The sequence below is a fragment of the Devosia sp. genome (assembly GCF_036676215.1).
Lineage (GTDB): Bacteria > Pseudomonadota > Alphaproteobacteria > Rhizobiales > Devosiaceae > Devosia.
Window position 1 is genome coordinate 1 of the sequence record NZ_JAKFDJ010000125.1, and the last position, 10215, is coordinate 10215.

The 10215-nt window shown below is 64.2% G+C and carries 11 protein-coding genes; 3 read left to right on the plus strand and 8 right to left on the minus strand.

Going from position 1 to position 10215, the window contains the following annotated elements; translation table 11 throughout:
• Positions 1-214 precede the first annotated feature (214 nt).
• From V6M52_RS11395 to V6M52_RS11405, 3 genes are all read right to left on the minus strand, one after another.
• On the minus strand, positions 215-880 hold the full coding sequence (locus tag V6M52_RS11395) for a hypothetical protein (protein ID WP_332689116.1): 666 nt from the start codon (positions 878-880) through the stop codon (positions 215-217).
• On the minus strand, positions 859-1062 hold the full coding sequence (locus tag V6M52_RS11400) for a hypothetical protein (protein WP_332689119.1): 204 nt from the start codon (positions 1060-1062) through the stop codon (positions 859-861). The genes V6M52_RS11395 and V6M52_RS11400 overlap by 22 nt, the downstream gene beginning before the upstream one ends.
• 624 nt (positions 1063-1686) lie before the next feature.
• Complete coding sequence (locus V6M52_RS11405) at positions 1687-2049, minus strand: DUF427 domain-containing protein (RefSeq protein WP_332691196.1); 363 nt, start codon at positions 2047-2049, stop codon at positions 1687-1689.
• 184 nt (positions 2050-2233) lie between these two features.
• Here V6M52_RS11405 and groES point away from each other — a divergent pair, with 184 nt between their 5' ends.
• The 3 genes from groES to V6M52_RS11420 all read left to right on the plus strand — a co-directional run bounded on the left by groES (position 2234) and on the right by V6M52_RS11420 (position 4587).
• Complete coding sequence (groES, locus tag V6M52_RS11410) at positions 2234-2524, plus strand: co-chaperone GroES (protein ID WP_332691199.1); 291 nt, start codon at positions 2234-2236, stop codon at positions 2522-2524.
• Positions 2525-2574: 50 nt separating this feature from the next.
• Entirely contained in the window at positions 2575-4218 is a 1644-nt protein-coding gene (groL, locus tag V6M52_RS11415) for a chaperonin GroEL (protein ID WP_332691202.1), read from the plus strand.
• Positions 4219-4353: 135 nt separating this feature from the next.
• Positions 4354-4587: a BrnA antitoxin family protein gene (locus V6M52_RS11420; protein ID WP_332701107.1), complete on the plus strand. Its 234-nt coding sequence runs from the start codon at positions 4354-4356 to the stop codon at positions 4585-4587.
• A 4-nt stretch (positions 4588-4591) separates the two neighbouring features.
• Here V6M52_RS11420 and V6M52_RS11425 read toward each other — a convergent pair whose 3' ends face one another.
• The 5 genes from V6M52_RS11425 to hisS form a co-directional block, all read right to left on the minus strand.
• The gene (locus V6M52_RS11425) at positions 4592-5338 is read right to left on the minus strand and encodes a TSUP family transporter (RefSeq protein ID WP_332701108.1); all 747 of its coding nucleotides are present in this window, start codon (positions 5336-5338) and stop codon (positions 4592-4594) included.
• 13 nt (positions 5339-5351) lie between these two features.
• Positions 5352-6545, minus strand: coding sequence for a glycosyltransferase family 2 protein (locus tag V6M52_RS11430; protein WP_332701109.1), 1194 nt, complete (start codon positions 6543-6545; stop codon positions 5352-5354).
• 57 nt (positions 6546-6602) lie between these two features.
• A complete protein-coding gene (gene hisG, locus V6M52_RS11435) occupies positions 6603-7316 on the minus strand; it encodes an ATP phosphoribosyltransferase (protein ID WP_332701110.1) in 714 nt (237 codons plus the stop codon).
• Positions 7313-8377 carry an ATP phosphoribosyltransferase regulatory subunit gene (locus V6M52_RS11440; protein ID WP_332701111.1) on the minus strand — a complete coding sequence of 355 codons (1065 nt, stop codon included), beginning with the start codon at positions 8375-8377 and terminating at the stop codon, positions 7313-7315. Before V6M52_RS11440 ends, hisG begins: the two co-directional genes overlap by 4 nt.
• A gap of 220 nt (positions 8378-8597) precedes the next feature.
• The gene (gene hisS, locus V6M52_RS11445; RefSeq protein WP_332701112.1) at positions 8598-10094 is read right to left on the minus strand and encodes a histidine--tRNA ligase; all 1497 of its coding nucleotides are present in this window, start codon (positions 10092-10094) and stop codon (positions 8598-8600) included.
• Between the last annotated feature and the right edge of the window lie 121 nt (positions 10095-10215).

The following is a 10215-nucleotide window of genomic DNA, read 5'->3' on the forward strand; positions in this document are numbered from 1 at the left end:
GCGGGGGGAAAGGGGTTGGGTGAAAAAGTTGGGGTCCTGGTTGCGGGATACCGCCACCTAGCCTTTCCCCGACAGGGGAGGTTGGGCCGAAGTCCAACGCTTCTTCTGGCGCAATACAGACGCAGCGAATCTCACCCGTCACCGCAAGCAACCCCGGAAGCCGGACAGGTGGTCAGCTACGGCAAGGGTAGCGCGGGGACGGTCAGCCTCCCGTTCAGGCGTCCGGTAGGGCGTCGATGTATGCTTGGTTCGAAGGCCAGATAGAGTCCCCTTCGGCAAGCGCCCAGATCGCACCCTGGATTTCGACGGCGCCCTCCTGAGGTATCCGCTTGCCTTCCAACTGCTTGAACAACGCGTCGAAAGCCGGGTTCTGCAGCACGGGGCCTAGCACATAGATGGCCCCTGGATGGCTGCCGCTACGGCTGTCGTTCAGGCACATCATGAATGCGGGAATGTTGATGGTCTGACCGGGGCTAACCTCGACGATGAAGCGTTGGATGATGATGCCGTTCTGGGTCGAGATGTTGTCTGCGATGAAGATCAGGCCCGCCGGGATTTCGACGGTGATCGGCAGCCGGTAGGGCGCGCCGTCGCGCTCGCCGGTGTGCCGGAGGCTGATGCAGAGCCGTACCAGATCGCCCGAACCTTTGGCCTCCTCCGCGGGTGCGCATTCGTCCGGGGTGAAGACAGAGTAGCCGGTGATCGGCCGCGCGAGCACGACTCCCTCCGGCAATGACCAGGCGCCGACGGGGCGCGCTTCAGAGTCCCCTATGCCTGCCAGACTGGTCGTCGTCTGTGCCCACGCCGCCGGAGCCATGATAAACAGGAGAGCGAACAGGATCGGGGAGACGAGGCGCTTCATGCGCTCATTGGTCGACATGTGGAGGCCGCCTTTTCCTTGGCAATGCGCGCGGTGGCGAATACCTTGTGCTCGGGACCGACGGCGCTGCCGGTCTTGATCACCTTGCCGGCGGCATCGTGGATTTCCCAGTGCCAGTTGGCATTCAGGCCGCTACCGCCCTTGAGACGCAGCACGATCGGCAGGATGTTGTCCTGGATCATGAATGCTTTATTGCCCAGCTTGGCACGGGGTGGAAGGGGGAAAGTGGGAAAGAATCGCCGGAAGCCCGATCTCCCAGTCGTCTCCCTCCCCCTTGAGGGCTTCGAGCCAAAACTGCCGTCCAGGATGGGACCCGATGCTGTCGCAACCACAGGGCAGGCTTCCCTCCCCCTTGAGGGGAGGGGCTTTGGCTCCGCTCCTGACCCACACCCACAGATCGTCACCCTCGCGCTCGACCCGAGGGCTCTTCACCTGCGGAATGTCGGCTAAGTGCAGGCCCCTCGGGTCAAGCCCGAGGTGACGACCGCGTTTGCTGGGGTGTGCAGCGGTCAGCACCAACTTATCCCCCTCCCCAAAACCTGTGGCACACTCCTTCCCATCACTCCGCATGGGCGGCCTGCAGGCGAACAGTGGTGGGGGTGAGCCGGGCGCGGCCTTTGCCTGCCGCGCAGGTTCGAGAGCCGGCCGCACCGTGGCGAGCGATCACGGTGCGCGATAACCGGTCCTGTTCCAAAAACCGGCACCCCGAGGCGGCTACCGTCTCATTTTTTACTACTCAGAGGCGATTGCCGTCTCGGGGTCCGTCCGATCATGACAACCGCACCACAGGCGGCGCTTCCGCACGCCTAGACTTCAGAACGGCGATATTCAATGCGGTCGCCGGCAAAGACGAGATGGTCGCGGATCGGGCCGACCAGCGGACACGGATTTGGGTAGTACCAGGCCTGGTCGGGGCCGTCAGCGGTCAGGGTCTTGATCGTGTAATAGTGCGCTTCGCCCTTATAGGGACAGGTGGCGCGGGTTTCGGAGAGTTCCAGGATATCCTCGCGCACATCCTGGCGCGGCAGGAAGATGCGCAGCGGCTCGCCTGGCTCATCGAGCTCGAGCGCGTTCAGCGAACTGCCGATTTCGGCATCGTCGAACAGAACATGGACCCGGCCTTCGGCGGGGGTAATCTTGATATCCTTGTCCAGACATTGACGCGTCATGATGTCCTGCCAGTTATGAGGTTGGAAGCTCATGGGGGACAACGCGCGAGAGGAAAGCGGGTTCACCCCGACCTTGACTCCGAACAGGCCCAGCCATATATCCCCGTCACCCTGTTAGCACTCTACAATCGCGAGTGCTAACAGCGCAAAAATTGCATTTCAGATTGATGCTATAGGAGCAATCATGAGCTTCCGTCCCCTGCACGACCGCGTGGTCGTCCGTCGTCTCGACAGCGAAGAAAAGACCAAAGGCGGGATCATCATCCCCGACACCGCCAAGGAAAAGCCCTCCGAAGGCGTGATCGTTGCCGTGGGCCCTGGCGCCCGCGACGAAGATGGCAAGTACATCACCCCCGACGTGAAGGCCGGCGACCGCGTGCTGTTTGGCAAGTGGAGCGGCACCGAGGTCAAGGTTGACGGTGAAGACCTGCTGATCATGAAGGAATCCGACATCATGGGCATCATCGAAGGCTGATCGCCTTCCTGAACCCATTCGTTTCCATTGCACTTTAAGGAGCGCCTCACATGGCTGCCAAAGAAGTAAAGTTCTCCACCGAAGCCCGCGACAAGATGCTGCGCGGCGTCAACATCCTGGCCAATGCCGTTAAGGTAACGCTGGGGCCAAAAGGTCGTAACGTCGTCATCGAAAAGTCGTTCGGTGCCCCGCGCATCACCAAGGACGGCGTCACCGTTGCCAAGGAAATCGAACTGGAAGACAAGTTCGAGAACCTGGGCGCCCAGCTGCTGCGTTCGGTCGCCTCCAAGACCAATGACATTGCCGGCGACGGCACCACCACCGCCACCGTGCTCGGCCAGGCCATCGTCGTCGAAGGCGTCAAGGCTGTTGCCGCCGGCTTCAACCCGATGGATCTGAAGCGCGGTATCGACCTCGCCGTCGAAGAAGTCGTCGCTTCGCTCAAGGCCGCTTCGTCCAAGATCAAGTCGTCTTCGGAAGTTGCTCAGGTCGGCACCATTTCGGCCAACGGCGAATCCGCCATCGGCGACATGATTGCCGAAGCCATGCAGAAGGTCGGCAACGAGGGTGTCATCACCGTCGAAGAAGCCAAGACCGCCGAGACCGAACTCGAAGTCGTCGAAGGCATGCAGTTCGACCGCGGGTACCTCTCGCCCTACTTCGTCACCAATGCCGAGAAGATGACCGCCGTTCTGGAAGATCCGCTGATCCTCCTGCACGAGAAGAAGCTGAGCAACCTCCAGGCCATCCTGCCGATCCTGGAAGCCGTTGTGCAGTCGCAGCGCCCGCTGCTGATCATTGCCGAAGACATTGAAGGTGAGGCTCTCGCGACCCTCGTCGTCAACCGTCTGCGTGGCGGCCTCAAGGTTGCTGCCGTCAAGGCTCCGGGCTTCGGCGACCGCCGCAAGGCCATGCTGGAAGACATCGCCATCCTGACCGGTGGTTCGGTGATCTCGGAAGATCTCGGCATCAAGCTCGAGAACGTGACCATCGACATGCTCGGCACTGCCAAGCGCGTTGAAATCACCAAGGAAAACACCACGATCGTGGATGGCGCCGGCACGTCCGAAGACATCCAGGGCCGCGTTGGCCAGATCAAGTCGCAGATCGAAGAAACCACTTCGGACTACGACAAGGAGAAGCTGCAGGAACGCCTGGCCAAGCTCGCCGGTGGCGTTGCGGTGATCAAGGTCGGCGGCTCGACGGAAGTCGAAGTCAAGGAGCGCAAGGACCGCGTCGACGACGCGCTGAACGCAACCCGCGCCGCCGTTGAAGAAGGTATCGTTGCTGGCGGTGGCGTGGCGCTGCTGCGCGCTTCGAGCCACATGCAGGTCAAGGGCGCCAACGCCGACCAGGAAGCCGGCATCGCCATCGTTCGCCGCGCCCTGCAGGAGCCGGTGCGCACGATCGCCAACAATGCGGGTGCCGAAGGCTCCGTCGTCGTGGGCAAGATCCTCGAAAGCAGCTCGATCACGTTCGGCTACAATGCCGCGACGGGCGAATATGGCGACCTGATCACCATGGGCGTCATCGACCCGGTGAAGGTGGTTCGCACCGCCCTGCAGGACGCTGCTTCGGTCGCTTCGCTGCTGATCACCACAGAAGCCCTCATCGTCGAGGCTCCCAAGGACGCAGCACCCGCAATGGGCGGTGGCGGCGGCGGCATGGGCGGCATGGGCGGTATGGACTTCTAAGAAGTCCGACCCAGAAGCTTTGGAGTTCGTTTCTTCCCAGTCACGGACTTCACGAGAAAGGCGCAGTGGCAACACTGCGCCTTTTTCTTGCCGACGCGCGGCGCTAGACTGCGCAGATCACCCAGCGAGGATTCGATGCAGACACCCCGACGCGGCAGCGCCTACGATCAGGCGGAGGCTGCCTTCAAAAGCGCAACCAGCAAGCCGGTGGAGGCGCCGCGCAAGCCGGCGGCCGCGCCAGAAGGCAGGGAGATGGTGACGCTGCGGCTCGATCGTGCCGTGCTGGAGCATTTCCAGGAAGATGGTGCTGGCTGGCAGGAGCGCATCAACGCCGCCCTGCGCGCGGCCGCCGGGCTCGACCCGGCCTAGCCAATCAGAAAAACAGCAGCCGCAGGGCCAGCGCGATCGACACCACCACGACGACCGGCCGGATGATCCTGGCGCCGTAGCGGATGCCGGTGTGCGCCCCGATATAGCCGCCGACCACTTGCCCGATAGCCATGGCAATGGCGGCCGGCCACACCACGTCCCCGGCCGGGATGAAGATGGTCAGCGCCGCCAGGTTTGAGGTGAGGTTGAGGATCTTGGTATTGCCCGAGGCGCGGGTAAGGCCAAAGCCGAACAGCATGACAAAGCCGATGGTCAGGAACGAGCCGGTGCCTGGCCCGAAGATGCCGTCGTAAAAGCCGATGGCAAAGCCCATGATCGGGACGAACAGGCCAAAGGGCAGCCGGGCCGCCTTGTCGGCGTCCGAAAGATTGGGCGCGAACAGGAAGTAGAGCGCGATGCCGATCAGCGCGACGGGCACGGCGACATCGAGCAGGCTGATATCGATCTGCTTGACCACCAGCGCGCCGATGAGGCTGCCGGCATAGGTCAGCACGATGGCAGGGACCAGCGCCTTGAGCGAGACGAAGCCGCGGCGCCAATAGGTGAAGGCGGCCATGCCGGTGCCGAAGACCGATTGCAGCTTGTTGGTGGCCAGGGCCGAAACGGGCGGCAGGCCGACCGAGAGCAGTGCCGGCAACGCGATCATGCCGCCGCCGCCGGCAATGGCATCGACGAAGCCGGCCAGCATGCCAACGGCCGCGAGGGCCAGCAGAATAAGGGGATCGAGCATAATGTCCGGGTGGTCAGGGAGTGTGGGGAGGTGGTGCTTCGGCGACGCGCCGCTCGTAGATCGGGATATTGATCATCGAGGACATGAAGCCGCTCATCATCAGCTGAAAGCCTGTTACCAGCGCGGTCATGGCCAGGATGACCGGGCGCATGGTGCGGCTGGAATTGAGCGGGCCGAAATCGCGTATGGCCCACTGGTTTACACCCCAGACCAGCGCGGCGAGGCCGACCAGCATCAGGGTGATGGCAACCAGCAGGATGCGTTCCAGCGTCACGGCTTCGAGCAAGCGGTCGTAATGGCCTGAGCGGGGTATGAAGCCATAGCGGGAGGCAAAGCGCCGGCCGATGATGGCGAAGGAAATCGACTGAACGCCGACGATGATGCAAAGCGCGGCGACGAGGAAGGTGTGTACGTCGAACGACACATGTCCGAGGCGGAACGGTCCGGGCAGCAGGATGGCACCGACCAGCAGCCCCAGCCCGAGCAGGGCAATGCCGGGATAGAGGAAGAGCCAGCGCGGGGAGAACAGCAGCAGGAAGCGCAAATGGCGCCAGCCGTCGCGGAAGGAGCGCAGATGCGGTGGCCGGGACCGACCATCCTTGGCGAGCCTGGTCGGCACCTCGCGCAGATCGAGTTGCGCCAGCGTGGCCTTGACCACCATTTCGGAGGCGAATTCCATGCCCGTGGTGCGCAGATTGAGCCCCAGGACCGCAGCGCGGGAGAAGCCGCGCAGGCCGCAGTGAAAGTCGCCAATCGGGGTGCGGAAGAACAGCCGGCCCACCGCGCTCAGCACCGGATTGCCGATATAGCGGTGATGCCAGGGCATGGCGCCGGGCGCGATGCCGCCGGCGAAGCGATTGCCCATGACGAGGTCGGCGCCGTCGCGCAACTGGGCGACGAAGGCGTCGAGATTGGCAAAATCGTAGCTGTCGTCGGCATCGCCCATGATGACGAAACGCCCGCGAGCCGCCTCGATGCCGCCCGCCAGCGCTGCGCCATAGCCGCGCTCTGCCACCGGTACGACGCGGGCGCCCTGGCCTTCAGCGATCTGGCGGGAGCCGTCGGTCGAGCCGTTGTCGGCGATGACGATCTCGCCGGCGATGCCGGTGCGATCAAGGAAACTCAGCGCCTTGCCGATGCAGGTGGCCAGCGTCTCTGCCTCGTTGAGGCAGGGCATCAGGATGGTCAGTTCGAGTTCGTCGGCCAAATCGTCCCCCCCGGCAGAATGCTGCTTGTGCCGTGAATCGGGGCGCCGTGGCAATTCTCAGGCGTCGAGTTTCGCCGACAGGTCGAGGCGATCGAGGAAGGCGGTCAGTTTGGCCGTTCTCGTACGCGACCACTTGGCCGTGCGCGAGACGATGAGGCAGGCCTGGCTTTGCAGCATCACGCCGTCTTCGAGCACACGCAGGCCGTTGGCGGCGAGGGTGGAGCCGGTGGTGGTGATATCGACGACGATATCGGCAACACCAGATGCGGGCGCCGCCTCGGTCGCGCCCAGGCTCTCGACGGTGCGGTATTCGGCGATGCCGGCGCTGGCGAAATGCTGGCGGGTGATGGTGATATATTTGGTGGCGATGCGCATCCAGCGGCCATGGCGGCTGCGGAAATCGGAGGCGACGTCGGCCAGATCGTGCATGTGGGTGACGTCGATCCAGGCATCGGGCACAGCGACCACCACATCGGCACCTCCGAAGCCAAGCTGACTGGCGACCGAGACACTGGCGGGACCGCTCTCGCTGGTTTCGTGGATCAGATCGAGGCCGGTGACGCCCACATCAATCGTGCCGCGAATGAGTTCGCGGGCAATCTCGGAGGCGGGGAAGAAGCGCACCGTGATATCGGGCATGCCCTCGATGGCGCCGAGATAGGAGCGCGCGCCGCCGGGGCGGGTGATGGTCAGGCCCCTTGCCGCGAACCATTCCCGGGTGAGCTCTTCGAGGCGCCCCTTGGAGGGGACGGCGAGGGTGATGCCGGTCATGAGCGGACCTCCGCTTCGAGGCGATCGACCCAGACGGAACAGCCCGAGGCGGCGATGGGCGCGGTGGCGCCGAGCCGTTCGAGCAGGCGGTCATACTGGCCACCAGAGGCCAGGATTTCGCCGCTGGGGCCGGTCATTTCGAAGACGATGCCAGTGTAGTAGTCCAGGCGCGGCGAGAAGCTGGCGTCGAAGGTGACGCGGGCTTCGCCGAGGCCATTGAGGTGGCGGCGGATGGCGCGGATGGGCGCGCCCAGCATTAGTTTGTGCTGGCTGGCCAGCGCTTCCACCCGGGTCAGCGCCTGCAGCACAGGACCCGAAATTGCGAGATAGTCGCGCAGCAGTTTCAGGGTCTCGGGCGGGACATGCGCCGCATCGAGCGCTTGCTGTTCGAGATAGCGGTCGGCGATTTCCTCGGGGGAGCGACCCTCGGAAAGGCTGAGGCCGGCGGCGACCATTTGTTCGGTGACACTCTCGACCAGTGCCTTGCGGCCGGGCTGCTGTTCGCGCGCTGCGTCCGGCGCCGCTTCGAGCCGGGTCAGCAGGCGATCGAGCGCCTCGGTGTGGCCGAAACGGTTGCGGATTCGTGGGCGCCATGGGTCGGGCATGTCGGCCTGCACCAGCAGCGCCTCGAACAGGCCAACGCCGCCAAGGCGGATATCGGGGGCGACGCCGAAAATGGAGAGGGAGGCGCGGGCGAAGGTCAGCACCTGGTCGAGCGCCACGTCGCCATCAGGTTGGGCGAGCAGTTCGATACCAGCCTGATCGAACTCAGCCGGGCCAGTTTCGCGCTGGCGGAAGATGGGACCCAGATAGGAGAAGGCGGCCGGCTCGCCGACGCCATCCTCGATATAGGCGGTGACGATGGGCAGGGTGAAATCAGGACGCAGGCAATATTCGGCGCCGGTGGCATCGGTGGTCAGCAGCAGGCGGCGGCCGAATTCCTCCCCGGCGAGGTCGAAATAGGGATCGGCCGACAGCAGCAAGGGCGGCGTGGCGCGGGTGGCGCCCTGTGCCTCGACGAGGGCTTCCAGACTGGCGCGGCGGAGAGCGGTCCCGGTCATGGGTTCACCTCTCCTGTCGCATGCCGACTGTTGCACAATCTCCCCCCGGCTCCGGACGGCACCTCCCCCTTGATGGGGGAGGCTGGGAGGGGGTGCGAGAGCCCCCATATCGCGGCCAAACCACCCCCACCCTTGATCCCTCCCCACAAGGGGGAGGGTGTCGACTGGGGCATCGCAGACAATGCCGGCATGCCATCGAATGTGTTGGAGGCGCCCGGTATCATTGCTCGCTCAGCAGCTTCTGGACGACGCTGACCAGTTCGTCGCGCTTGATCTCGAACTGGCCGGGGCGGGCGGCTTTCCATTCGGCGTTGTCGGTGATGGCGGCAGCGGCCTGCTTGCCGGCGATCAGATCCTTGACCTGGAGGATGCCGGCATCGCGCTCCTGGCTGCCTTCGATGATGACGATGGGCGAGTTGCGCTTGTCGGCATAGGCGACCTGCTTGCCGAAGTTCTTGGTGTTGCCCAGGAACATTTCGGCACGGATGCCGGCATTGCGCAGTTCGGCGACCATGGCCTGGTAGCGGGCCATCTGTTCCTTATCCATGACGAGGACGACGACGGGACCGACCGGCTCGGTGGCGCCGAGATTGCCGGTGAGTTTGAGCGCATTGGCGAGGCGCGAGACGCCGATGGAAAAGCCGGTGGCGGGCACCGGCTCGCGGCGGAAGCGGGAGACGAGGCCATCGTAGCGGCCACCGCCGCCGACCGAACCGAAGACCACGTCCTGACCCTTTTCGTTCTGCACCTTGAAGGTCAGTTCGATCTCAAAGACCGGGCCCGTGTAGTATTCGAGGCCGCGGACCACGGAGGGATCGAGCACGACGCGCGTGCCGAAGCCGGCAGCACTGACGAGGCCAAAGATGGCAGCCAGTTCCTGAACGCCCTGGAGGCCGGTTTCGGAACCGCCGATCAGGCCGGCAAGCGTGTTGATGGTCGAGACGACATGGGCATTGCTGCCCTTTTCGACGCCAGAAGCGGGTGTGCCACTGTCGATATAGGCAAGCAGCGGCTCGATCTGGTCGGGCGTCAGACCGGCGCCCTTGGTGAAGTCACCACTCTCGTCCTTGCGGCCGGCGCCGAGCAGCAGCTTGACGCCCTCGGTGCCGAACTTGTCGAGCTTGTCGATGGCGCGCAACACGGTGAGCTTCTGCTCGTCCGTGATGACGCCAGCGGTGGCGAGCACGCCATCGAGCACCTTGCGGTTGTTGACGCGGACGACGTACTGGCCCTCAAGCCCCAGCGCATCCATGACGTCGGCCATCATCATGCACATTTCGGCGTCGGCTTCGGGGCCGCCTGCCCCCACCGTATCGGCGTCGAACTGCATGAACTGGCGGAAGCGGCCCGGGCCGGGCTTCTCGTTGCGGAAGACATAGCCCTGGCGGTACGAGCGGTAGGGCTTGGGCAGGGTCTCGAAATTCTCGGCGAAGTAGCGGGCGAGCGGCGCGGTGAGGTCGTAGCGCAGGCTCATCCACTGCTCGTCATCGTCCTGCAGGGAGAAGACGCCGGCATTGGGCCGATCGGTATCGGGCAGGAACTTGCCGAGGGTCTCGGTATATTCAAACAGGGGCGTTTCGACCGGGTCGAAGCCATAGCGCTCATAGACTTTCCTGATCTTGTCGATCATGGCGCCCACCGCAGCGATTTCGCCGGGCGTGCGGTCCTCGAAGCCGCGCGGCAGACGCGGGGCGATCAGCTTGGTCTTTTCGGTCATCTGGCAGTTCCTGGAAGTCGCGCCGTTGTTAGCGGATCGGGGTTGTGGAGACAACAGGCGCGCCAATGCGCCCATACGGCTTTCGCCGGCGGGTTAGAGACAGGCGGACCCCGAGGCGGCT

Excerpts from the sequence above, each read along its gene's own strand:
- V6M52_RS11400 (WP_332689119.1), bottom strand. The coding sequence starts at position 1,062 with ATGATCCAGGACAACATCCTGCCGATCGTGCTGCGTCTCAAGGGCGGT.
- hisS (WP_332701112.1), bottom strand. The coding sequence starts at position 10,094 with ATGACCGAAAAGACCAAGCTGATCGCCCCGCGTCTGCCGCGCGGCTTC.
- V6M52_RS11425 (WP_332701108.1), bottom strand. The coding sequence starts at position 5,338 with ATGCTCGATCCCCTTATTCTGCTGGCCCTCGCGGCCGTTGGCATGCTG.
- groL (WP_332691202.1), top strand. The coding sequence starts at position 2,575 with ATGGCTGCCAAAGAAGTAAAGTTCTCCACCGAAGCCCGCGACAAGATG.
- V6M52_RS11405 (WP_332691196.1), bottom strand. The coding sequence starts at position 2,049 with ATGACGCGTCAATGTCTGGACAAGGATATCAAGATTACCCCCGCCGAA.
- V6M52_RS11440 (WP_332701111.1), bottom strand. The coding sequence starts at position 8,377 with ATGACCGGGACCGCTCTCCGCCGCGCCAGTCTGGAAGCCCTCGTCGAG.
- V6M52_RS11395 (WP_332689116.1), bottom strand. The coding sequence starts at position 880 with ATGTCGACCAATGAGCGCATGAAGCGCCTCGTCTCCCCGATCCTGTTC.
- V6M52_RS11420 (WP_332701107.1), top strand. The coding sequence starts at position 4,354 with ATGCAGACACCCCGACGCGGCAGCGCCTACGATCAGGCGGAGGCTGCC.
- groES (WP_332691199.1), top strand. The coding sequence starts at position 2,234 with ATGAGCTTCCGTCCCCTGCACGACCGCGTGGTCGTCCGTCGTCTCGAC.
- hisG (WP_332701110.1), bottom strand. The coding sequence starts at position 7,316 with ATGACCGGCATCACCCTCGCCGTCCCCTCCAAGGGGCGCCTCGAAGAG.